Genomic DNA, 24032 nt, shown 5'->3' with positions numbered 1-24032 from the left:
GGCACGGGTGCCCGGAGCCGACGGCTGAGCGGAAGGCGGAGGGTTGGTCAGGAGGCGTGCGGGGCGCGGGGGCGACGCGAGCGGCGGGGCCGCCCCGAGGCGCGGTGCGGAGCCCGGCCGCCCTCACCGGCGCGGCCGGCCGACCGGCCGCCGGCAGATCCGGCGGAGGCGGCCTGCGGTGCGGGCGGCGCGATCGTCACCGGCACGCCGGACGGCTCCCGGGCGCCGGTCACCCGGGCCAGGGCCTCGTCGCCGGGGCGCACCTGGACGGACTCCGGACGGATGCCGGCGGTCGACATCAGCCGGGACACGTCCCGGCGCTGCTCCGGCAGGACCAGGGTGACGACCGTACCGGACTCCCCCGCCCGGGCGGTACGCCCACCGCGGTGCAGGTAGTCCTTCGCCTCGGTGGGCGGGTCCACGTTGACCACCATGTCGAGCCCGTCGACGTGGATGCCCCGGGCCGCCACGTCGGTGGCGACCAGCGCCGTCACCTGCCCGGTGCGGAACTGCTCCAGGATCCGGGTGCGCTGCGGCTGCGACTTGCCGCCGTGCAGCGCGGCCGCGCGTACCCCCTTGGCCAGCAACTGGCGGGCGAGCCGGTCGGCGCGGTGCTTGGTGCCCATGAACAGGATGGTGCGGCCCTCGCGGGCGGCGATCCAGGTCAGCGCGGTGGGCTTGTCCACCGCGTCGACGTGCAGCACGTGGTGGGTCATCGCGGTCACCGTGGCGGTGCCCGGGTCGACCGAGTGCGAGACCGGGTTGCTGAGGAAGCGGCGCACCAGCTTGTCCACGCCGCCGTCGAGGGTGGCCGAGAAGAGCATCCGCTGCCCGTTCGGGGCGACCTGCTCCAGCAGCTTGGTGACCTGCGGCAGGAAGCCCATGTCGGCCATCTGGTCGGCCTCGTCGAGCACGGTGATGCCGACCTGGTCCAGCCGGGCGTCGCCGCGGTTGATCAGGTCGTGCAGCCGGCCGGGGGTGGCCACGACCAGTTCGGCGCCGGCGCGCAGCGCGTCCGCCTGGCGTTGCAGGGAGAGCCCGCCGACGACGGTGGCGCAGCGCAGCCCGACGGCGCGGGCGTACGGGTCGAGCGCGGTGGTGACCTGCTGGGCCAGCTCGCGGGTGGGCACCAGCACCAGGGCCAGCGGTCGGCCCGGGCGGGCCCGGCGGCCGGCGGTGCGGGACAGCAGGGGAAGCCCGAAGGCGAGCGTCTTGCCGGAGCCGGTGCGGCCCCGGCCGAGCACGTCCCGGCCGGCGAGCGAGTCCGGCAGGGTCGCCGACTGGATCGGGAACGGCTCGGTGATGCCCTGGGCGGTCAGCTCGGCGAGCAGCGCCGGGGCCAGCCCGGTGAGGGCGAACGAGGGTACGACAGTGGTCATACGGAAGCCTTCCTCGACGCGGCACGTGTCGAGGGAGGGCGCCGGATGCGGCGCTGTCACCGGCGGGCCAGGCCGCGGGTGACTCACAAGCACGAACCGAAAGGGGTACGGGGCCCCGGCCCGCCGCCGTTCGCCGCCTGCTCGCGGCAGGTCGACGGTGCGGCGGGCCGGTCCCGTCACCGCGCCCGGAGGGCGCGATGGGTGTTACTGGACGATCCGAAGATCAGAGCGGGCGGATGTTCTCCGCCTGCGGGCCCTTCTGGCCCTGGGTCACCTCGAACTCGACCCGCTGGTTCTCGTCCAGGCTCCGGTAGCCGGAGGACTGGATCGCCGAGAAGTGGGCGAAGACGTCGGCGCCGCCGCCGTCCGGGGTGATGAAGCCGAAGCCCTTGTCAGCGTTGAACCACTTGACGGTGCCAATAGCCATTTTTGTTTCGTCTCCTTGACGGAACGTCGAACCCGCACTTGTTGCGGGCTCGAAGAGGAGCGCGCCACGCGGAACTGCCTGGCTCGCTTGTCGCTTCTGGTCGCCCCGCCCGGAGAACTCCGGACACAACAAAGAGCGCCTGGGCCACAATCCTCCAGGCGCACACAGAGTCTCTGGGAACCATAACTGCAACGCGACCAACCTATCACGGATTCGTCCCGGCACCACCGTCTGCCGGAATTTCCGGTACGGAGGCGATCAGCGCGGTCAGCCCGTCCGCGTCGAGCAGGTCCGCCGGGCGGACCGTGACCCCGTCCCGTACGTAGTGGAACGCCGCGCCGACCCGCTCCACCGGCACGCCGGCCAGCTCCGCCCAGGCCAGCCGGTAGACCGCGAGCTGCACGGCGGCCACCTCGGCGGCGGCGCCGGCGGGCTGCCGGCCGGTCTTCCAGTCGACCACGTCGAACCGCCCGCCCGGTCGGGCGAAGACGGCGTCCATCCGCCCCCGGACCACCACTGCGGCGATCACTGTGGCGAAGGGCACCTCCACCTCGACCGGCACCCGCTCGGCCCACTCGCTGGCCAGGAAGCGCTCCTGGAGCTCGGCCAACGCCTCGTCGGGCGCCGCGTCCGCGTCCGCCGCACCCGGCAGCTCGTCCAGGTCGAGCAGCCGGTCGGCGCCGAACCGCTGCTCCAGCCAGGTGTGGAAGGCGGTGCCCCGGCGGGCGTACGGATTGGGTTCGGTGGGCACCGGGCGGCGCAGCGCGCGGGCCAGCGCCGCCGGATCCCGGCGCAGCGCCACCAACTGGGTCACCGACAGCTGGCCGGGCAGGGCCACCTCGACGGCGCCGGACTGCCGGGTCAGCTCGGCCCGCTCGGCGAGCAGCAGGTCGGCCTCCCGCCGCCACCGCGCCACGTCCGCGTCGTCGGCCGACGGGTCCGCGCCCACCCCGGCGGTGTCGTCGCCGCCGGACGGCGCCCGTTCGGCGGTCCCGCCGCCGGGCAGTGGGCGGGCCGCCGGGTCGCCGCCGGCCCGCGTCCGCTCGGCCGTCTCGCCGCCGGGCAGTGGGCGGGCCGCCGGGTCGCCGCCGGTGAGGAAGCGACGGACCAGGGCTGCCGCCTCGGCCAGTGTCGGCCGGCGGGCGCCCAGCGGGTCGGCCGGCCACTCGGCGCGCAGCACCACCTCGGTCGTCGGGTTGACCGCGTCGCCCGGCGGCTCCGGCGCCCACTCGTCCACCAGGTGCCCGGCGCGGGCGTCCAGGCAGGCGTCGTGCACCTCCCGCAGCAGCACCGACGGGCCGCGCGGCCGTTTGGTGCCCTCCCCCCACCAGTAGCCGGAGCAGAGCAGCAGCCGCCGGGGGCGGGTCACCGCCACGTACGCCAGCCGGCGCTCCTCCCGCTCGTCGTGCGCCCGCCAGGCGTCGGTGAAGTCCTCCAGCGCCCGGGCCACCCCCCGCTGGTCCTCGGCCTCGGCCAGGCCCAGTTCCGGCAGCCCGTCGGCGTCGCCGCGCAACGGGAACGGCAGCACGCCCAGCCCGCCGAGCCAGTGGTCGGAGTTGCGCACCGGCCCCGGCCAGACGCCCCGGCTCAGCCCGGCCACCGCGACCACGTCCCACTCCAGGCCCTTCGCGGCGTGCGCGGTGAGGATCTGCACCGCGCCCTCGACCACCTCCACCTCGCCCGGCGTGAGGCCGCGCTCCTCGTCCTCGGCGGCGGCCAGGTAGGCCAGGAACCCCGACAGGGTGGCGCCCGGCGTCTCCCCGCTGAACCGGGCGGCGACGTCGCCGAGCGCGTCCAGGTGGCCCCGCGCCAGGCCGGCGTCCCCGGCCCCGTCCCGGCCGGCCCGCACCGCCACCTCCACGTCCAGGCCGATCGTCCGCTCGATGTCCGCGATCAGCTCCGGCAGGGACTGGTCCAGCCGGTAGCGCAGCAGGCCCAGCTCCCGGGCGTACGCCCGCAGCCGCGCGTAGCCCTCCGCCGAGTACGCCTGCGCCGGGCCCAGGTCGGCCAGCGCCTCGACCAGGGTCGCCTCGTCGAGCAGGTCCGGGCTGATCTCCGGGGTGCCGTCGTCGGCGAGCCTGCGCCGGGCCGCCGCGATGGACTTCGCCCGGCGGTGCAGGGCCACCAGGTCACGGGGCCCGATCCGCCAGCGCGCGCCGGTCAGCAGCCGCAGCAGCGCGGCCCCGTCCGTCGGGTCGGCCAGCACCCGCAGCGTGCACACCACGTCCCGCACCTCGGGGGTGTCCAGCAGGCCGCCCAGGCCCACCACCTCGACCGGCAGGCCGCGCTCGCGCAGCGCCGACTCGATCGCCGGAATCTGGCTGCGCAGCCGCACGAGCACGGCGGTCGTGGGCCGCAGCGGCACCGGGATGTGCTCGGGCAGCACGCCGGGCGTCCCCGCCGCGCCGCGCCAGGCGTGCAGCACGCTGTCGGCGATCCAGTCGGCCTCGTCGGCGTACGTCCGCAGCAGGGCGCAGTGGACGGTGCCGCCGGCGGCGCCGCGGGCGCTGCGGTGCGGGACCGGCTCCTTGACGCTCATCGCCGCGCGCAGCTCCGGGACCCGGGCTCCGGCGGCCCGCAGCGGGGTGGCCAGCGCGTTGGCGACACCGAGGATCTCGGGCCGGTTGCGCCAGCTCGTGGTGAGACTGAGCACCTCGGCCGGCGCACCGCCCGCGCGGGCGAACTCCGTGGGGAAGCGGTCCAGGGTGCCGGCGCTCGCCCCGCGCCAGCCGTAGATCGACTGGCAGGGGTCGCCGACCGCCGTCACCGGATGCCCGCCGCCGAAGAGCGCGTTGAGCAGCACCACCTGGGCGTGGCTGGTGTCCTGGTACTCGTCCAGCAGCACCACCCGGAACCGGTCCCGCTCGATCTCGCCGACGCCCGGGTGGTCGCGGGCGACACGGGCCGCCCGCGCGAGCTGGTCGGCGAAGTCCATCGCCTCGAAGTCCTCCTTGCGCCGGGCGTACGCGCGCACCAGCGGCAGCAGCTTCAGCCGGATCTGCTGGAGTTGCAGCGCCTTGCGCACGTCGGCGTAGACCCGGCCGGGGCGCACCTGCACCTCGGCGAAGAACCGGCCCGTCCACGCGGCCAGCGCGTCCGGGTCGACCAGGTGCTCGTCCAGCTCCCCGGCCAGCGCCAGCACCGCGTCGGTGATCGTGCTCGGCATCCGGTCCACCCCGGACATGTCGCCGTCGTAGTTGCGCACCAGCAGGTCGACCAGCTGCCAGCGGGACGCCTCGGTGAGCAGCCGGGTGGACGGCTCGTAGCCCGCCCGCAGCCCGTGCTCGGTGACGATCCGGCCCGCGTACGAATGGTAGGTCGAGACGGTCGGCTCCCCGGCCAGCGGGTCGTCGAGCGGGTCGCGCCCCCGCCGCCCGAGCCGGCGCACCAACTGGTCCAGCCGCGTACGCACCCGGTGCGCCAGCTCCCCGGCGGCCTTGCGGGTGAAGGTGAGCCCGAGCACCTGCTCCGGCCGCACGTACGAGTTGGCGACCAGCCAGACCACCCGGGCGGCCATCGTCTCCGTCTTGCCCGACCCGGCGCCCGCGACCACCAGCAGCGGCTCGACGGGCGCAGCGATGATCGCGGCCTGTTCCCGGGTCGGCGCGGGCAGCCGCAGCAGCTTCGCCAGCTCCACCGGCGTGTAGCGGGGGCCGGCGTCGGCGACCCGGGGCGTCGGGGTCGCGCTGCTGAACAGGGCGGGCTGCGTCACTGGGGCATCTCAGTTCGCGACTGCGGGGCTCGCAAGCTCACTCCTCACGCTCACGGGCGCTCCGGACGACGGGTGGTCGGCGGCTCGACCACCTGGCGGCCCTGCCCGGACACCGGGCAGCTCGTACGCACCGGGCAGACCCGGCACTTGGAGTTGGCGACCGCGGCGAAGGTGGCGGCGGCCATCGTAGCCGCGGTGCGCCGCACCAGCGCGGTTGCCCAGCCGGCCTCCGGGCCCTCCCCCGCCGGCGCCTGGCTCTGCTCCTTCGCGTCCTTCGCACCGGTGCCGAGCTGCACCAGGGCCGCGCCGCCGGACTCCTCGCCGAAGTCGGCGAAGGCCCCCGCCTCCACCGCCGCCTGGTAGGCGCCCAGCTGCGGGTGCTCGGCGAGGTCGTTGGCCGTGACGGCGGTGGACTTGCCGGTCTTCAGGTCGATGACGACCAGCCGGCCGTCCTCGTCGGCCTCCAGCCGGTCCACCCGGCCGACCAGCTCGACCGGCCGGTGCGGGTCGTCGAGGCGCACCGCGAACTCGTGCTCGATGGCGAGCAGCCGGCGCGGATTCGCGGCCAGCCAGCGGAGCAGCTTGTCGACCATCGCCTCGGCGCGGCTGTGCTCCGGACCGACCATCCAGCGGGCGGCCAGCTCGATGACGTCGAACCGGGCGGCGACGTAGTCCAGCAGGGCCCCCCGGTCGGCGCTGGCGTCCTCGGCGAGCATCGCGGCGGCGTGCACCAGGTTGCCGACGCCCTGGGCGGCGCTGGCCGGCGGGCTGCCGCCGTGCCGCTCCAGCAGCCAGCGCAGGCTGCACCGCAGCGCGCTCTCCATCGCCGACGGGGTGACCCGGACCGGTTCCCCCTCGTCGACCAGCGGGCGGTCGTCGGAGAGCTGCCGCAGCCCCCACCAGTCGTCCGGGTGCGCGCCGGCCACCCCGGCGGCGGCGAGCCGGGCCAGCTCGGCAGCCGCCGCCTGCCGCCGGGCGTAGGTCACGGCCGGGTCGCTGACGGCGGTACGCAGCTCCGCCACCAGCGCCGGCAGGGTCAGCGCCCGGGGCGGCCGGCTCACCGGCAACGCCCCCGGCCGATCCGGCTCCTCCGGGTCACTGGGATCCGTCGGGTCGGCCGGATCCGGCGGGTCGGTGGGATCCGGCGGGTCGGTGGGATCCGGCGGGTCGGTGGGATCCGGCGGGTCGATCGGGTCCGGCGGGTCGGTGGGGCCCAGCTCGTAGAGGAAGCGGCTCGGCTGCTCCTCGTGGTCGTCGCCGCCCACCGCGGCGGAGGCGACCGCGCTGACCAGCAGCCGTCGCCGGGCCCGGGTGACCGCGACGTGGAACAGCCGGCGCTCCTCGTCGAGCAGCGCCGAGGTCTGCCCGACCAGGGCCGCCACCGCGCCCGCGCCGGCCGTCCGACCGGCGAGCACGTCGACCAGGCGCTCCGAGCCGAGCAGGCTGCCGCGCAGGCGCAGGTCGGGCCAGACGCCCTCCTGCACCCCGGCGACCGCCACGAGATCCCACTCCAGCCCCTTCGCGGCGTGGGCGGTGAGCAGCCGCACCGCCTCCCCCCGGTCGGCGGTCGGGGCGAGGGTGTCGGCCGGCAGGTCCTGGCCGAGGACGTGGTCGAGGAAGACCTCCGTACGCGCGCCGGGCAGCCGGTCGGTGAACCGGGCCGCCGCGTCGAAGAGGACCATCACGGCGTCGAGGTCGCGGTCGGCCGCCTCGGCGCGGCGGCGCCGCGCGACGTCGCCCTCGCCGGTCACCGTCTGGCCGCGGCCGGTCGCCGCGGACCACAGCTCGGCGAGCCCGCTGGCCCGCCACACCGCCCAGAGCACGTCCTCCGCCGTGGCGCCGGGCCGCGCGGCGGACTCCCGGGCCACGGCCAGCAGACCGGCCACCGTCTGCGCCGGCTCCGCCCAGTGCCGCTCGATCCCGGCCAACCCGGCCGGGTCGCGCAGCGCCTCCACGATCAGCTCGCCCGAGGGCCGGCGGTCGCCGCCGGCCAGCGCCAGGGCGCGCAGCCCCTGCCGCAGCCGCCGCTCGGCCAGCGGATCGGCGCCGCCGAGCGGCGAGTGCAGCAGCGCCACGGCGGCCTCCTCGTCGAGCCGCTCGGGCTCCAGGGCGCAGCGCAGCAGGAGCAGCAGCGGCGCGACCGCCGGTTGCAGGTGCAGCGGCAGGTCCTCGCCGTGCACGACGGTGGGCACCCCGGCGGCGTGCAGGGCACGTTGCAGCGAGGGCAGCTGCCGCCCGGTGGAGCGCACCAGCACGGCCATCTCCGACCAGGGCACGCCGCCGAGCAGGTGTGCCTCGCGCAGCGCGTGCGCCAGCCAGGCCGCCTCGCTGGTGGCCGAGCGGAAGGTGCGTACCTCGACCGCGCCGGGCGGCGCGTCGGGCAGCGGGTGCAGCCGGCGGTGCGCCGCCGGGCCGCGCAGCCGCCGCGCCAGCCGGCCGGACGCGGCGAGCAGCCGGGCACCGGCCCGGTAGGAGGTGGTGAGCACCACCTGCGCCGCGGGCGCCCCCGAGGCGGTGCGGAAGCGGTGCGGGAACGTGGCCACCCCCGCCGGGTCGGCGCCCCGGAACGCGTACGTGGACGAATCCGGGTCGGCGAACGCGACCAGCGGCTTGCCGCCGCCGGCCACCGTCGCGAGCAGGTCCTGCTGGGCCGGGTCGGTGTCGGCCAGCTCGTCGACGTAGACGTACGCCAGCCGTCGGCGCTCGGCCGCGAGCAGCTCGGGGTCGTCGAGCAGCATCCCGGTGGCGGCGCGGACCAGCTCGGCCGGGTCGTACGCGACGGAGCCACGGTTGCTGACGTCGCGCAGGGCGAGCACGGCCACGTACTCCCGCAGGAAACGCGCGGCGGCGGGCCAGTCGGCGCGGCCGAGCTTCTCGCCCAGCCGGGCCAGCTCGACGGGACCGACGCCCCGCTCTGCGGCGCGCATCAGCAGGTCGCGCAGCTGCGCCGCGAAGGCCCGGGTGCGCAACGCGGGGCGCAGGTCCTCCGGCCAGCCGACCGGGTCGTCGTCGGGCGCCTCGCCGACCACGTCGAGCAGCTCGCGGATGATCAGATCCTGCTCCGGCCCGGTGAGCAGCCGGGGGGACGGCTCGCCGCGCTCGGCCGCCGCCCGGCGCAGCAACCCGAAGGCGTACGCCGGAAGGGTGCGCACCAGCGGCTCGCGCAGCACGCGGTGCCCGCCCTCGGCGACGCGGGCCTCGATCCGCTGGCGCAGCGCGGTGGCGCCCCGGCGGCCGAAGGTGAGCACCAGGATCCGCTCCGGGTCGACTCCCTCGGCCACCCGCGCGGCGACGGCCTCGACCAGCGTGGCGGTCTTGCCCGTGCCGGGACCGCCGAGCACCAGCATCGGCCCGTCGGTGTGCCCCACGATCTCGACCTGGCGCGGATCGGCCAGCCGCGCCGCCCCACGGTGCGCGCCCCCGTCGGCCGGCCCCCCGGACCGCCGCTCACCGTCGGTCGGCCCCCCGGACCGACCGTCCCCCCGGGCCGGCCCGCCGGGCCGCTGGTCCCCCCGGACCGCCTCGGCAGGCCGGCGCACCAGCCGGTACGCCTGCATCCGTCCATCCCACCACGCCGGTACGACACCCCCACCCCGCCACCCCGCCGGGGACGAAGCCACCCGCTCCCGTCAGAGGAGCTGGAGTTCCAGGGTGTCCAGTGCCGCGGGGACCGTGTCGGTCACGGTGAGCAGGCCCAGGCCGGCGGGCTTGAGGAAGGTCTGGTCGGCCAGCGCGCCCAGCCAGTCGAGCACCGGGCGGTAGAAGCCGTCGGTGTCGACCAGCACCATCGGCTTGGCGTGCAGGGCCAGGGTGGCGGTCGTCCAGACCTCGAACAGCTCGTCGAGGGTGCCGAGCCCGCCCGGCAGAGTGAGGAACGCGTCCGACTTGTCGATCATGAGGGTCTTGCGGCTGGCCATCGAGTCGGTGACGAGCAACTCGTCCGACGCCAGGTCGGCGACCTCCAGGTCGACCAGCGACTGCGGGATCACCCCGACCGTCCGACCGCCGGCGGCCCGCGCCCCGTCGGCCAGCGCGCCCATCATGCCGACGCACCCGCCGCCGCTGACGAGGGTGTGCCCGCGCCGGGCGATCTCCGCGCCCGTCTCGGCCGCGAGGTCCAGCCAGCGTTGGTCGAGCGTACGGGAGGAGGCGCAGAACACGCAGATCGCCGCCATGTCAGCGCTTCCGGTTCTCGTCGCCCGCCTCGGCGGCGGCCTGCTGGTCGGCGGCGGTGACGGCGACGGCCTCCTCGCGGACGGCCTCCTGCTCGACGTTGAGGGCGGCCTCGGCCTCCACGATGTGCCGGACCGCCGCGTCGACGTCGTCGGTCACGCAGATCAACTCCAGGTCGACGGGGCCGATCTTGCCGTCGGCCGCCATCGTGTCGCGCAGCCAGTCGAGCAGGCCGCTCCAGTAGTCGGCGCCCATCAGCACCACGGGGAACCGGGTCACCTTGCCGGTCTGCACCAGGGTCAGCGCCTCGAAGAGCTCGTCCATGGTGCCGAACCCGCCGGGCAGCACGACGAACGCCTGGGCGTACTTGACGAACATGGTCTTGCGGGCGAAGAAGTAGCGGAAGTCGATGGCCAGGTCGACCCAGTCGTTGAGCCCCTGCTCGAAGGGGAGCTCGATGCCGAGGCCGACCGACAGCCCACCAGCCTCGCTGGCGCCCCGGTTGGCCGCCTCCATCACGCCCGGCCCGCCGCCGGTGATCACCGCGTAGCCGGCCCGGGCCAGGGCAGCGCCCAGCGCCTCGGCCAGCTGGCACTCGGGGCTCTCCGGGTGGCTGCGGGCGGAACCGAACACGCTGACCGCCGAGGGCAGGTCTGCGAGGGTGTCGAAGCCCTCGACGAACTCGGAGAGGATGCGCAGCGCCCGCCAGGCGTCCTTGGTCTTCCAGTCCTCACGCCCCCGCGAATCGAGCAGGCGCTGATCGGCGGTACTGCCCGTCATCGCCTGCCGCCGCAGCGTCACGGCCCCCCGGTGCCGTTCCTGTCCCGGCGCGCGGCCGGCCTCCCGCCCGTTGCTCTGACCCATGGGAGCAACCGTAGTGGAGCCGCACCCGCCAGGTGCGCGCACCGTGAGCCGGGCCGCCGCAGGTGACGGCCAAGGCGACGAACGACACCACCCCCGGGCGCCGGACGACGCGGCACCGGGCGGCGGGCGGCACGGCCCCGGCGGCGACCTCGGGCCACGGGCGGAGACGGGCCGGGCGACGATCGGAAAAATTTTTCCGGATCTTGGGCAACTAATTCGGTCGCACGCGCGTCTTACTATTCACATACCGGGTATGCCCCGGCGCGCGCCTTCGGGGGAGGAGTCAGCGTGATCAGCAACAGCGAGATGATCCGGATCCGGCGGCAGATGCAGCGCCGCATCCGCGACGTGGTGGCCGAGCGCCGCCGCGCCCGCCTGATGGAACCGTCCACCGACCAGGGCGGCCAGACCGACGCCCGGCCCGCCGCCGACGCGTCCACCACGGTCTGACCGCATCGACGACACCGAGCACGGAAGGTCCGCGTCGTCCGACGCGGACCTTCCGTCCATCCGGGGCACGCCCCCGCGGGGAGCGTCAGGAAGAGGCGAGCCAGCGGCGCAGGGTGACGGCACCCTCCCGGATCTTGCTGATCTCCACGTGCTCGTCGGGGTGGTGGGCCAGGTTGGGGTCGCCGGGGCCGAAGTTCAGCGCCGGGATGCCCATCGCGGCGAACCGGGCCACGTCCGTCCAGCCCAGCTTGCCGATCGGCGCGGCACCGACCGCGGCGAGGAACTCCTTGGCGGGTGCCGCGTCCAGCCCGGGCGGGGCGCCGGCGGCCGAATCCGTGACCCGCACGTCGAAGCCGGCGAAGACCTCGCGCAGGTGCGCCTCGGCCTCGGCCGGGGTCCGGTCCGGCGCGAACCGGTAGTTGACCTCGACCTCGCACCGGTCGGGCACCACGTTGCCGGCCACGCCACCGTGGATGCGGACCGCGTTCATCCCCTCCCGGTAGTCGCAGCCGTCGATGGTCACCCGCCGCGCCTCGTAGTTGGTCAGCCGGTCGAGCACCTCGCCGGCCGCGTGGATCGCGTTCACCCCGTGCCAGGAACGGGCCGAGTGGGCGCGTACGCCGGTGGTGGTGACGACCCCGCGCATGGTGCCCTGGCACCCCGCCTCGACGATGCCGTGCGTCGGCTCCAGCAACAGCGCGAAGTCGGCCTCCAGCCACTGCGGGTACGCGTCGGCGACCAGGAAGAGGCCGTTGTGCTTCGACTCGATCTCCTCCGCCTCGTAGAAGAAGTACGTCACGTCGTAGCGCGGGTCCGGCAGGCTCACCGCCAGGTTCAGCGCGAACGCCACCCCGGACTTCATGTCCGAGGTGCCGCAGCCGTACATCAGGTCGCCGCGCATGGTCGACGGGAAGTTGTTGTTCAGCGGCACCGTGTCCAGGTGACCGGCGAGCACCACCCGCTGGTCACGGCCCAGGTCCGTCCGCGCCATCACCGTGTTGCCGTGCCGGTACGTGGTCAGGTGCGGCACACCCCTCAGCACCTCCTCCACGCAGTCGGCGATCGCCTTCTCGTTGAGGGACACGGACTCCATGTCGACAAGCGCGCGGGTCAGCGCCACCGGATCGGCCAGGACCTCGGGGGTCAGCGGGTTCTCCATGGTTCGCACGGTACCGTCAGATCCGGCGAGCGCGTGGAGCGAGCGTTCCGGGGCGGCCCGCGCGGGACGCGGGGCGCGGAGGGCTCGCCGGCCCGCAGCACGAACGAGAGGTGAATCAGTGACGTCCGAATCCGCCTGGGGCATCGGCCTGGCCACCGTTACCGCTGACGACCAGGTGCTCGACACCTGGTATCCGACGGGCAAGCTGGGCCTCGGCGAGCTGCCGCTGGTCGCCGGCGAGGACGAGGCGGACGTGCTGGACCTGCCCCCGGGGGCGGTCGGCGACCGGGCGCTGCCCGGGCTGCGTACCGTCCAGGTGGTCACCGTGATCGGCTCGCTGGACGAGCCGATCAAGGACGCCGCCGACGCGTACCTGCGGCTGCACCTGCTCTCCCACCGCCTGGTGCGACCCAACGAGCTCAACCTCGACGGCATCTTCGGCAAGCTGGCGAACGTGGCCTGGACCTCCGCCGGACCGTGCCCCCCGGAGCGGGTCGACGAGCTGCGGGTCATCGAGCGCGCCGCCGGCCGCCACCTGGCCGTCTACGGGGTGGACAAGTTCCCCCGGATGACCGACTACGTGGTGCCCTCCGGCGTGCGGATCGCCGACGCCGACCGGGTGCGGCTCGGCGCGCACCTGGCCGCCGGCACCACCGTGATGCACGAGGGCTTCTGCAACTTCAACGCCGGCACGCTCGGCACCTCGATGGTCGAGGGGCGGATCGTGCAGGGCGTGGTGGTCGGCGACGGCTCCGACGTCGGCGCCGGCGCCTCGATCATGGGCACCCTCTCCGGCGGCGGCACCGACAAGGTCCGCATCGGCGAGCGGAGCCTGGTCGGCGCGAACGCGGGCATCGGCATCTCGCTCGGCGACGACTGCGTGGTGGAGGCGGGCTGCTACGTCACCGCCGGCTCGAAGATCACCCTGCCGGACGGCCGGATGGTCAAGGCCCGCGAGCTGTCCGGGGTGGACAACCTGCTGTTCTGGCGCAACTCGGTGACCGGCGCGCTGGAGGCGAAGCAGCGCAGCGGCAGGGGCATCGAGCTGAACGCCGCGTTGCACGCCAACGACTGACGGTCGCCCCGCCGGGCCCGCGGTCGGCCGCGGACCCGGCGGGGGTACGCCTCAGCGCAGGCGGTACGCCTGGATGACACGCTGGGTGACCGTGTTGCCGGCGGTGTCCCGGGCGGTGGCCCGCAGCGAGACGTGTCCGGTGCCGGCCGGGTGCTGCACGGTGGCCGTCCAGCCGTTCCCGCCGCCACGGATCCGGGCCCGCTGCCAGGTCTTCCCGCCGTCGTAGGAGACGTCGACGGTCAACGCGGCGACCCGGGCCGAGGGCGCGCCCGGCTGCCGCTGCACCGTCACCGGGATCACGAAGCTCCGGCCCGCCGGGGCGGCGTTGTCCCGGTCCAGTCGGGGCGCGAACCGGATCGCCGACACCGGCAGCGCGGCCGGGTCGTCCCCGGCGACGTGCCGGGACCGGAACGTCCAGGTGGCCGACACCTCGGTCGAGAGGTCGGTGAAGCTCCGCTTCGACGAGGTCTCCAGCCGGTAGTCGGCCGCGCCCGGCGGCACGTCGAACCCGCCGTACGCCGGCTCCTCGGTCTCCCCTACCAGCGTCCCGTTGCGGTAGAGGGCGGTGCGGGCGGTGTCGGCGACCGAACCGCCGGGGTGCCCCTCGGCGTCGCTGTGCAGCGGCAGGCCCACCTCGATGCGGTCGCCCTGGCGGACGATCCCCGCCGCCGGGAACGACGGCCCGTACGGCGCGCTGTTCCAGCTCTCCCGGTAGTGCCGCCCGGCGCGCAGGCTCTGTTCCTCGGAGGACAGGATCGCCTTGGTGTCGAGCCAGCCGTCGTCCGTCGGCACCCCGAACTCCAGCTCGGACGACCAGCGCACGCCCCGGGTGTTGTAGTGCTCGACCCGTTGCCCGGGGGTGGCGGTGCGCAGGCCGACCGCCCAGCCGCCGAGGTCGGGTTCCCGGTGCGCGAAGACCAGGCGGTCGGTGGCCAGCCCCGGGCTGCCGCCGTTGAACCGGTGGGTGACGGTGGCCAGGTCGCGCGCCCGGTAGTGCCGGACGAAGCCGGTCGGCATCCGGCCCGGCACGGCCTCGTTGAGGGCGTAGAGGTAGGGGCTGCTCGCTGCCTTCAGGTCGGCCCACTGGCCGCTGATCGTGGCGACGAACCGCTCTGCGGGCACCGGCTTGCCGAGCCCTGCGGTGAAGAGACCGTCGAAGTCGGAGTCCAGCAGGCCGAAGGTGTAGCTGCCGGTCTCGGCGATGAAGCCGGCGTCGATGACGGCGAGCGCCGGGGTGGCCGAGCGCTGCGGGACGCTCATCCTGACCGGCTTGCCCCGTCGGGCGTCGAGGGTGATCCGCGTGTCCCCGCCGACCACCAGCTCCGGCTGGACGAGCTGGGTGGCCGCGGTGAACTCGTCGCCGTCCACCTCGAACACGTAGCTGACCAGCCCGTACCGGCCCTTCGGGACCCGCAGCTCGGCGGTGCCGTCCGGGTCGTACAGGTCGTACGGGTTCAGCTCGTCCAGGGAGACCAGCGTGGTGCTGTGCTCGCCGGTGAGCGCGCCGGCGCGGTCCAGGTGCCGGGCGGTCACCGTGTAGCTCTCCACCTCCCGGTGCACCGCCAGCGGGGTGCTGGCCACCACCGCCCCGTTGGAGCGGGCGACGATCCGGCCGGTGTAGTGACCGTCCGGACCGTCGACCCGGGTGTCGGCGGTGACGGTGGCACTCGCCGTGCCGCCGCCGGGCACCGCGATCCGGCTCGCGCCGAGGGTGAACATGCCGGCCGGGGCCGGTCTGCCGTCCGGGCCGGTCACCTCCACGGCCAGGTCCAGGTCGGTCGTGGTCGCGCCGTCGTTGCGCCAGGTCACCGTGCGGGTGATCGGGGTGTCGTCGCCGTGCGGCCAGAGTGCCCGCCCGAGCGAGACGCTCGGCGGGTCGCTGGTCACGGTCTGCCAGATGGCGTCGGCCAGGTCCACCCGCCCGGCCCCCTGCTCGTAGGAGGTCAGCTCGGAGCGCGGCTTCGCCGAGGACATCAGCAGGGCCTTGAGCCGGTCGGCCTTCCCGCCGTGCTTCTGGGCGAGCAGCGCCGCCGCGCCGCTGACGTGCGGGGCCGCCATCGAGGTGCCGGAGAGCGAGACGTACCCGTTGCCGGCCGGGTCGCCGATCACCGCGTCCTTGCTGCGCGCCGCCACGATCCCCACCCCCGGGGCGGTGATGTCCGGCTTCAGCGCGTCGTCACCGGTGCGGGGACCACGGCTGGAGAAGTCGGCGAGGCTGTCGTCGCGGTCGACGGCGCCCACCGAGAGGGCGGCGTCGGCCGTGCTGGGCGAACTGACCGGCGCGAACCGGCCGGAGTTGCCGGCGCTGATCACGAACAGGGCGCCGGTCTGCGCGGTGAGCGTGTTGACGGCCGCCTCCAGCGGGTCGACCTCCGGGGTGTCGAAGCCGCCGAGACTGAGGTTGATCACGTGGGCCCGCTGCTCGACCGCGGCCCACTGCATGCCGGCGAGGATCGCCGACTCGGGGCAGCCGTACGTCTCGCAGACCTTGCCGTCGAGAAGTGTCGCGTCCGGGGCCACGCCCTGCATCCGGCCGCCGGAGGCGGCGCCGCTGCCGGCGATGGTCGAGGCGACGTGGGTGCCGTGCCCGACGATGTCGCCGGGCGCGGACTCCTCGGTGAAGTTGCGCGTCTGGGCCACCCGGCCGGCCAGGTCCGGGTGCGTGGCGTCGATCCCGGTGTCCAGCACGGCGACCCGCACGCCCCGGCCGGTGTAGCCGGCCCGGTACGCCTCCGGCGCGCCGATCTGCGGCACGCTGCGGTCGAGCGTGAGCTGCCGCCGGCCGTCGAGCCAGATCCGGTCGGCACCCCCTGCCGCGCCGACCTTCGCACCGGCGGCGGTGACCGCCGCCCAGACCTCGGCGGCCCGCCGCTTGCTCGCCGTGGCGGCGAGCCCGCCGGCGGCGGGCAGCTCACGGGTGACCGTCACCCCGGCGGGCACGGCGGAGCGCCGGGCCGCGCCGGCACTGCCGGTGATCAGCAGGGGCAGGTCGTCGCGCCGGGCGTCGTCGTAGCCGGCGGCGACCAGTTCGGTGACGTCGAACAGCCGCCGGTCGATCCGCCCGTCCCGGATGGGCGCCAGGGCGTCCTCGGGTACGACGGAGACGTGCCCCCGCTCCCGTCGGGTCAGGAAGCGGACGTCCCCGCGCCCGGGTGCAGGTCGCACACTGGCCCTGGTCCCGCTGACGGTGACCCGGTCGCCGGTGAGCAGGGTGACGGTGACCGGGCGGCTGGCGTCACCCACCCGGGACGGCGGGGTCGCGTCGGGACGGACGGTCGGTTCGGCGGGCTTCTGGGCGACGGCCATGCCGGGGGTGCCGAGCACCATGCCGAGCACCAGACCGAGACCGACCAGTTTTCTTCTTCGCTGCAACGGATCCTCCTCGTCGGGCGTTACTACCTGTAGGGAGAGACGCATTGACAGTCATCAGGGTTGCATACCGGGTATGCAAAGTGAAGTCGTGGAGATGACGGACCAGCCAACGACCAGACCCGCCCCTCGGAGATGATCGGTCGATGACATCCATGAAGGAACGCATGCTGGCCGGCGACCCCTACATCGCCGACGACCCGGAGATCGCCGCCGACCTGGACCGGGCCACGCGGCTGATGGAAGCCTTCAACACCAGCCCGGCGGCCGACCCCGAGGCCCGGCTCGCGGCCCTGCGCGACCTGCTCGGCGAGCTGGGCGAGGGCGCCTACGTCCGACCGCCGCTCCACGTCGACTACGGCTGGCAGGTCCGCATCGGGCCGCGCAGCTTCGTCAACTTCAACGCCGTCCTCCTCGACGTCGCCCCGATCACCATCGGCGCCGACGTCCAGATCGGACCGAACGTGCAGCTGCTCACCCCCACCCATCCCGTCGAGCCCGGGCCCCGCCGCGACAAGTGGGAGGCGGCCAAGCCGATCACGATCGGCGACAACGTCTGGCTCGGCGGCGGGGCCATCGTGCTCGCGGGCGTCACCGTCGGGGAGAACACCGTCGTCGGCGCCGGCGCCGTGGTGACGAAGGACCTGCCGGCGAACGTCGTCGCCGTGGGTAACCCGGCCCGCGTCGTACGCCGGCTCGACTGACCCCACCAAGCCCACCACCTGCACAAACACCCTCCCGACACTGGCGCGTCGACCCCGGCGCACGGCACTGTGGGTGGTGACGTCGTCACCGGGAGGCGGGCATGGTCGATCGGGTGCTCGAACTGCGCGTGCACGGGGTCTCCAACACGCCCCCCGGTCAGATCCTCGGCCTGCGCCCGGCACCGGGGACCGACGCGCCGCCCCCGCCGTGGCTCGTCGCGGGCGGACCGGTCACCGGCTTCTACCGCTCCCCCGTCGCCGGGCCGGCCGACCCGGTCGTCGTGGAGGCGTACAGCTGGGGGCAGCTGACCTCCGGCGCGCGGACCGCACGGGACGTGGAGCGTGCGCTGTGGACGCTGCTGCTTCCGTTCGCGCTGGCCAACGTCGCACTGCACGCCCGGCCGTCCATCCCGGTCGATGGCCGGACCGAACGCTGGAACAGCACCTCGGGCGTCACGGCCTGGCTGATCCGGCTCTTCTGCCTGAGCCTCACCGGCACCTTCGCCCTCACCCTCACCGCCGTCGGGGTCGACCTCGTGGGCTGGCAGTGCGTCGACGACGACTGCCTGCGCCGCATCCCCGGGCCCTGGGAGTTCCTGGGGCGGGGCTGGTGGAGCGAGGGTGCCCGGTCGTTGGCCGTCGGCCTGCTCGTGCCGCTCGGCGTGCTGGCCCTGCTCGGGCTCGTGAGCTGGCGGACCTACCAGTACGAGGCACAACTGCCCGCCGAACCGGATCCCCCGCCGAGCGCCCCGCAGCCGGACGGAGCCCCGCAGCCGACCGGGGCCCCGGCGGGCGGGCGGGACCAACCCGGGGCGGGTCCCGCCACGCCCGGAGCGCCGCCCGGAAACCCGTTGCAGGACCGCGCCTTCTGGACCGGCGAGGGCCAGTTGCGCAGGGGCGCCGTGCTGCACCTGTGCACCGGCGTGGTCGTCGCCGCCGCCGTACCGCTGGGTGCCGTCCTCGCGGCGGACCCGCCCCGGGACGCCCGCGCGGCCGTCGCGTGGCCCACCGTGGCGGCGCTCACCGCCGTCGTGCTGGTCGCGGCCGTGGCGCTCGCACGGCCCGGACTGACCCGGCGCGCGGGGGCGACCCCGCTCGGCGGATGGAGCGTCGCGGTCGCCGTGCTCACCGGTGTGGGGCTGGTCGGGACGGTGCTGGTCCTGCTGCTGCCCGACGGCCCCGCCGGCATCCCCCTGGCCGACCTGCGCCCGGCACCCGACTGCGCCCGGCGTCCCGCCGCGGCGACCTGTGCGGCCGACCGGTCACTGCCCGGCCTCGACTGGATCGTCGCCTGGCTGGGCACGGGGCAGTTGCTGCTGCTGATCGCGATCGGGTCCGTGGCCCGGTCCGGACGGCGGGCGCTGGCCGCGCCGGCGGCGGCCGCCCTGCTGCTCCCCCTCGGGTTCGCCTGGTTCACCGGCTGGCTGCCCGGGCTGCCGCCCGCGCCCGCGACGCCGGGATTCTGGACGGTCGCCGTCCCGGTCGTCGCCCTGGCCGCCACCGGCCTGCTGCTGCCGCGCCCGCCGTCGCCCGTCGGACGACGGCCGCCGGAGCCCCACACCGGCCTGGCCTGGGGCGGGCGGGCTCCGGCGGTCGTCGCCGGCTTCGGCTGGATGCTCTGCGTCTCCTACAGCGCCGGGCTGCTCTACTGGGTCACCGGCCGGCTCGGCGGCGGTCCGACACCGGGCGGGCCCTCCCCCGTGGTGCCCCCGGTTCCCGTGCTGTGGGCGGGGCTCGTCTTCGCCGTCGCCCTGCTCGTGCTCGCCGCCACGGCCGCCCGGGCCGGTCTGCTCTACCTGCGCCTGCGTCGGCGCGAGTACGCGGAGGCGACGGCACGGACCGACGGGCCGCTCTCCGCGCACGACCTGCGGCGCTGCCGCGACGTCAGCGCGTGGCAGGCCTTGCACCGGCTCGTCGGCGAGCACGCCGTGCGGTTGGTCGGCTGCTACGCCGCCGCGTCGGCCGTGCTGGCGGCCCTCGGCTGCGCCGCCCTGCTCTCCCGCAGCCCGCCGCACCCCACGCCGGCGACCGGCGGCGCCGCGGTCGTCGAGTGGATCTCCGAGGTGGGCGGGCGGCTGCTCGGTTGGCTGCCGGTGCTGATCGCCACGGTGGGCCTGCTGGTCTACCGCAACGACCTCGTCCGCCGCTCGGTCGGCGTGGTCTGGGACGTGGGCACCTTCTGGCCCCGGACCGCGCACCCGCTGGCCCCACCCAGCTACGCCGAGCGGGCCGTACCCGAGTTGCAGACCCGAACCGCCGGGCTGCTGGCGCTTCCCGGACACGATCCCCGGAGCGTGGACGGGATCATCCTCTCCGGGCACAGCCAGGGCACGGTGATCTGCGCGGCGGTGATCCTCCAACTGCCCGCCCGCTCGCGCCGGCGGATCTGGTTCCTCTCGTACGGCTGCCAACTGACCCGGCTGTACGGGCGGGTCTTCCCCGGGTACTTCGGCCCGGACCGGCTGCCGGCGCTGGCCGAGGCGTTGACTCCGCCCGGTGGCCCGGTCCGCTGGACCAACTTCTGGCGGGACACCGACCCGCTCGGCTGGCGGGTCACGGCGGGGGACCGGGACGTGCCCGTACGCGACCCGGAGGGGCTGCATCCCAGCGACGGGGAGGTGGCCGACCCGCCGATCCGCAACCACAGCGGCTACCCGGAGGCGCCCGAGTTCCAGCGGGAACGCTCTCGGGTGGCGTGGCTGCTGCGCCGGGGCGTCCCGGCACCCCGACGCGGCCCCGGCTGACCCGCCTCGCGCCGTCGACGGCCCGGCGGGTGCGCCTCAGTCGTCGACGGGTGGCGGCTCGGCGAGCCGGACGACCAGGTCGGCGCGGTGCGCGGTGCCGGCCACCAGGGCGGCGTTGGCCTCGTCGCTGCCCGTCGCCCACGCCCGGGCCTGCTCCGGCGACCGCCCGTACGACTCGTGCCGGGCGGTCAGCCGGCGCAGCCGCAGCTCGGCGTCCAGGTCGAGGAACCACGCCTCGTGCAGCAGCGGCCGTATCTCGTCCCAGGGCGTGGCGGCCACCAGCAGGTAGTTGCCCTCGGTGACCACCAGCCGCACCGACGGCGGCACCTCGATCGACCCGGCCACCGGCTCCTCCAGGTCCCGGCGGAACGCCGGCGCGTAGACCGCCGTCGGTTCCAGCCGGTGCAGGCGGCGCAGCAGCGAGACGTAGCCGTTGGCGTCGAAGGTGTCGACGGCCCCCTTGCGCTCCGCGCGGCCCAACCGGCGCAGCTCGGCCTGCGCGAGGTGGAAGCCGTCCATCGGCACCAGCCGGGCGGTGGGGCCGACCGCCTCGACGATCCGCTCCGCCAGCGTCGACTTGCCCGCGCCGGGCGCCCCGGCGATGCCGAGCAGCTGCCGCGGGCCGGCCCCGGCGAGGGCCCGCGCCCGCGCCACCAGCTCGTCGGTGCCGACGACCCGGGCGCCGGCCATCAGCCGAGTACCGGCTCGCTGATCGCGAACCGCGCCTGCACCGCGGCGTGCACGGTCTGCGGCTGCGGGTCGAGTTCCAGCTCCGGCGGGCCGCTCTCCGCGCCGTCGCCCACCGCGTACGCCATCCGGCTCATCATCGGCTGCTCCGCCGCGCCCGCGTCGGCCAGCTCGATCAGGGCGGTCACGCGGGCGCCGAGGGCCTCCGCGTACTCGCGGGCGCGCAGCAGGGCGTCGGCGAGCGCGGCGTGCCGGGCCTCGCGGTGGGCCGGGCTGTCCGGCCGCAGCGACCACCACGGCCCGGCCACCTCGATCTGGTCCTGGTCCGCGAGGCGCAGCATCAGCTCGCCGAGGGCGGTGAAGTCGCTGACCGTCACGGTGGTGGTCACGCTGCCGCTGTACGCCACCACCCGCTCGCCGGAGCGCCGGGTCTCCGGCCTGACCTGAAGCTCGCCGGTCTCCCGCCGGTCGATGCCGGACTCGCCGTCGAGCAGCACCCGGACGGCGGCGGCCCGCTCGGCCAGCCGCGTCAGGGTGGCCTCGCGGTCCCGGTCGCGCGCCCTGGCCGTCACCGCGAACCGGGCGATCTCCGGAGCGACCTCCCGGTACGCCTCGCCGCGCACCGCCACCACCGGCCCGTCCACCATGCCCTCACCCTAGCCGCGCCTCCACCGGCCCGCCCGCCGTCTCAGCGCACGCCGACCGGGCGCGGGCGGCGGCCCGGCGCGCACGCCCCCCGGCCGCTGTGCTCAGGCCGAATGGGCCGTCGACGGGAGGTGGCCCGTGTAACCCACCCGGTCGCCGTCGAGCCGGCACCCGGTGAGACAGCCGCCGGCCGCCCCCAGCTCCAGCAGGAACTCCACCTCGGCGCGGTGGTCGCCGCCGGCCGGGAACTCCCGCCGGTGGGCGGGCAGGTCCCGGTCGAAGAGGGCGGTACGCAGGCCCTGCGCCTGCTCGAAGTGGGCGACCAGCGCGTCGATGTCCTCGGCGCGTAGCGCGGCGGCCAGCCCGTCGAGGAACGCGGCGACCTGGCCGAGCTGCCGCACCACCTGATCGCGGTTGTCGAAGAGCATGTCGGCCGTACGCCGGGCCGGGGTGCCGGCGACCCGGGTGCCGTCCCGGAAGCTGCCCGCGGCGAGGCCCAGCACGGCGTCCCGGAGGTCCGACTTCGCCACCGCGCCGGCGAGGCTGCCGGCGAGCAGGTGGGGGATGTGCGAGGAGAGCGCCACCACCGAGTCGTGCACCGCCGGCGACATCGGCACCACCCGGGCGGCGAAGACGTCCACGATGAGGTTGGACAGCATCCGGAACGGCCGGATCCCCTCGGCCGCCGGGCAGAGCACCCACGCGGCCCCCTCGAACAGCGCCGGCTCTGCGGCGGCGAGCCCGGAGCGTTCGGCGCCCGCCATCGGATGGCCCGGTACGAACCGGTCGGTCAACCCGTTGGCCGCGGCGAAGGCGGCCACCGCGCCCTTGGTGCTGCCCACGTCGGTGAGGACGCAGCCGTCCCCGGCGTGCCTCGCGACGGTGCGCAGGGTCTCCGGGAGGCTCGGCAGGGGGCCGCAGAGGAACACGACGTCACGGTCGCGCGCCGCCTCACCCAGGTCGTCGGGGAAGGCCATCCCGCGTTCGCGCCCGTCCGCCCGGGTCGCCCGGTCCGGGTCCCAGCCGACGACGTCCAGCCCCGCCCCGTGCAGCCGCAGCAGGACCGAACCGCCGATGAGGCCGGTGCCCACCACGGCGACCCGGGGTCGCCCTCGCGAACTGTCCACCATCACGCGCCTCGGCGGTCGCTCAGGCGCGCAGCCGGCCGGCGACCGCCGCCACGTGCTCGTCGGACTCGGTCAGCGCCACCCGGACGTGCTGCCGGCCGCCCGGGCCGTAGAAGACGCCCGCAGCCGCGAGGATGCCCCGCCGGGCCAGCCAGTCGACCGTCTCCCAGCAGTCCTCGCCCCGGGTCAGCCAGAGGTAGAGCCCGGCCTCGGAGTGCTCGACGGTGAAGCCGGCGTCGGTGAACGCGGCGTGCAGGATGTCCCGCCGGGCCCGGTAGCGCTCCCGCTGCTCGTCGGCGTGCCGCTCGTCGCGCAGCGCGGCCACCATCGCCGCCTGCACCGGCGCCGGCACGATCATCCCGGCGTGCTTGCGGACCTTGAGCAGCTCCGCCACCAGCGCCGCGTCGCCCGCCACGAAGCCCGCCCGGTAGCCGGCCAGGTTGGACCGCTTGGAGAGCGAGTGCACGGCCAGCACCCCGTCGTACGACCCGCCGCAGACCTCGGGCGAGAGCACCGAGACGGGCTCGGCGGCCCAGCCCAGCGGCAGGTAGCACTCGTCGCTGGCGACCACCGCGCCGCGCTCCCGGGCCCAGTCGACCACCTTGCGCAGGTGGGCCGCCGGCAGCACCCGGCCGGTCGGGTTGCCCGGCGAGTTGACCCAGACCAGGCGCACCCGGGAGGTGGGCCCGACGGCGGTCAGCGAGTCGGCGCGTACGACGGTGGCGCCGGCGAGCCGGACCCCGTCCTCGTACGTCGGGTAGGCGATCGAGGGCACCACGACGACGTCGCCGGGACCGATCCCGAGCAGGGTCGGCAGCCAGGCGACGAGTTCCTTGGAGCCGATCGTCGGCAGCACGCCGAGGCCGTCGACGCCGGCGCCGCAGGCCCGTGCCACCCAGGCCGCGATCGCCTCGCGCAGCACGGGCGTGCCAGCGGTCAGCGGATAGCCCGGCGCGTTGGACGCGTCGGCCAGCGCCTGCCGGATCACCTCGGGCACCGGGTCGACCGGCGTACCCATGGAGAGGTTGATCATGCCCTCAGGGTGCGCCGCGGCCAGTGCGGCCGCGGCGTCGAGGGTGTCCCAGGTGAACTCCGGCAGCCGTGACGAGACCGGCGCGGGCCGGTTCAGTGGCCCTCGCCGCGCGGCGGCTGCGCGGCGACGAAGGTCGCGTCCTTCTCCACCTTGCCGATCTTCGAGGCGCCGCCGGGCGAACCCAGCTCCTCGAAGAACTCGTAGTTGGCGCCGGTGTAGTCCTTCCACTGCTCCGGGACGTCGTCCTCGTAGAAGATCGCCTCGACCGGGCAGACCGGCTCACAGGCCCCACAGTCGACGCACTCGTCGGGGTGGATGTAGAGCATCCGGTTGCCCTCGTAAATGCAGTCGACCGGGCATTCCTCGATGCAAGCCTTGTCGAGCACATCCACGCACGGTTCGGCGATGATGTAGGTCACCGGTCTTCTCCTCCGCAAGACACGCCGCGATCACCCGCGACGGTTAGAGCCTAGTATCTCGCCGG

At 75.4% G+C, this 24032-nt stretch carries 17 protein-coding genes; 4 read left to right on the top strand and 13 right to left on the bottom strand.

What is annotated here, in order from left to right; genetic code table 11:
* Positions 1-47: 47 nt before the first annotated feature.
* The 6 genes from EV374_RS02125 to EV374_RS02100 form a co-directional block, all read right to left on the bottom strand.
* Positions 48-1379, bottom strand: a complete 1332-nt coding sequence (locus EV374_RS02125) for a DEAD/DEAH box helicase (protein ID WP_132231060.1) — start codon at positions 1377-1379, stop codon at positions 48-50.
* A gap of 223 nt (positions 1380-1602) precedes the next feature.
* Positions 1603-1806, bottom strand: coding sequence for a transcription antiterminator/RNA stability regulator CspE (gene cspE, locus EV374_RS02120; RefSeq protein ID WP_007464836.1), 204 nt, complete (start codon positions 1804-1806; stop codon positions 1603-1605).
* Positions 1807-2011: 205 nt separating this feature from the next.
* Positions 2012-5518: a UvrD-helicase domain-containing protein gene (locus EV374_RS02115; RefSeq protein ID WP_132231059.1), complete on the bottom strand. Its 3507-nt coding sequence runs from the start codon at positions 5516-5518 to the stop codon at positions 2012-2014.
* A gap of 50 nt (positions 5519-5568) precedes the next feature.
* On the bottom strand, positions 5569-9075 hold the full coding sequence (locus EV374_RS02110; RefSeq protein ID WP_132231058.1) for an ATP-dependent DNA helicase: 3507 nt from the start codon (positions 9073-9075) through the stop codon (positions 5569-5571).
* Between the two features lie 72 nt (positions 9076-9147).
* Positions 9148-9693, bottom strand: a complete 546-nt coding sequence (locus EV374_RS02105; protein WP_132231057.1) for an LOG family protein — start codon at positions 9691-9693, stop codon at positions 9148-9150.
* Position 9694: 1 nt separating this feature from the next.
* The gene (locus EV374_RS02100; protein ID WP_132231056.1) at positions 9695-10555 is read right to left on the bottom strand and encodes an LOG family protein; all 861 of its coding nucleotides are present in this window, start codon (positions 10553-10555) and stop codon (positions 9695-9697) included.
* A gap of 288 nt (positions 10556-10843) precedes the next feature.
* Between EV374_RS02100 and EV374_RS32375 the strand changes: the two genes are divergently transcribed.
* On the top strand, positions 10844-11005 hold the full coding sequence (locus EV374_RS32375) for a hypothetical protein (RefSeq protein WP_165947700.1): 162 nt from the start codon (positions 10844-10846) through the stop codon (positions 11003-11005).
* 85 nt (positions 11006-11090) lie between these two features.
* On the opposite strand, the gene dapE is transcribed toward EV374_RS32375, so the two are convergent.
* On the bottom strand, positions 11091-12164 hold the full coding sequence (gene dapE, locus EV374_RS02095; RefSeq protein WP_132231055.1) for a succinyl-diaminopimelate desuccinylase: 1074 nt from the start codon (positions 12162-12164) through the stop codon (positions 11091-11093).
* Positions 12165-12282: 118 nt separating this feature from the next.
* Here dapE and dapD point away from each other — a divergent pair, with 118 nt between their 5' ends.
* A complete protein-coding gene (dapD, locus tag EV374_RS02090) occupies positions 12283-13239 on the top strand; it encodes a 2,3,4,5-tetrahydropyridine-2,6-dicarboxylate N-succinyltransferase (RefSeq protein ID WP_132231054.1) in 957 nt (318 codons plus the stop codon).
* 51 nt (positions 13240-13290) lie between these two features.
* On the opposite strand, the gene EV374_RS02085 is transcribed toward dapD, so the two are convergent.
* Positions 13291-16656, bottom strand: coding sequence for a S8 family serine peptidase (locus EV374_RS02085; RefSeq protein WP_486485528.1), 3366 nt, complete (start codon positions 16654-16656; stop codon positions 13291-13293).
* Between the two features lie 98 nt (positions 16657-16754).
* Here EV374_RS02085 and EV374_RS02080 point away from each other — a divergent pair, with 98 nt between their 5' ends.
* Positions 16755-17312, top strand: a complete 558-nt coding sequence (locus EV374_RS02080) for a sugar O-acetyltransferase (RefSeq protein WP_132231053.1) — start codon at positions 16755-16757, stop codon at positions 17310-17312.
* A gap of 101 nt (positions 17313-17413) precedes the next feature.
* Entirely contained in the window at positions 17414-20056 is a 2643-nt protein-coding gene (locus tag EV374_RS02075; RefSeq protein ID WP_132231052.1) for a hypothetical protein, read from the top strand.
* Positions 20057-20092: 36 nt separating this feature from the next.
* Here EV374_RS02075 and EV374_RS02070 read toward each other — a convergent pair whose 3' ends face one another.
* The 5 genes from EV374_RS02070 to fdxA all read right to left on the bottom strand — a co-directional run bounded on the left by EV374_RS02070 (position 20093) and on the right by fdxA (position 23967).
* On the bottom strand, positions 20093-20746 hold the full coding sequence (locus EV374_RS02070; protein WP_132231051.1) for a nucleoside/nucleotide kinase family protein: 654 nt from the start codon (positions 20744-20746) through the stop codon (positions 20093-20095).
* Positions 20746-21390 carry an SIMPL domain-containing protein gene (locus EV374_RS02065; protein ID WP_132231050.1) on the bottom strand — a complete coding sequence of 215 codons (645 nt, stop codon included), beginning with the start codon at positions 21388-21390 and terminating at the stop codon, positions 20746-20748. The genes EV374_RS02070 and EV374_RS02065 overlap by 1 nt, the downstream gene beginning before the upstream one ends.
* Positions 21391-21492: 102 nt before the next feature.
* Positions 21493-22518, bottom strand: a complete 1026-nt coding sequence (locus EV374_RS02060) for a prephenate dehydrogenase/arogenate dehydrogenase family protein (RefSeq protein ID WP_132231049.1) — start codon at positions 22516-22518, stop codon at positions 21493-21495.
* Between the two features lie 19 nt (positions 22519-22537).
* On the bottom strand, positions 22538-23644 hold the full coding sequence (gene dapC / locus EV374_RS02055) for a succinyldiaminopimelate transaminase (protein ID WP_132231354.1): 1107 nt from the start codon (positions 23642-23644) through the stop codon (positions 22538-22540).
* Complete coding sequence (gene fdxA / locus EV374_RS33190; RefSeq protein WP_091422126.1) at positions 23641-23967, bottom strand: ferredoxin; 327 nt, start codon at positions 23965-23967, stop codon at positions 23641-23643. The genes dapC and fdxA overlap by 4 nt, the downstream gene beginning before the upstream one ends.
* Between the last annotated feature and the right edge of the window lie 65 nt (positions 23968-24032).

Source organism: Micromonospora sp. CNZ303 (assembly GCF_004345505.1).
Note: the sequence above shows the minus strand (reverse complement) of the source record. Positions and strands in the feature narration are given on the sequence as shown.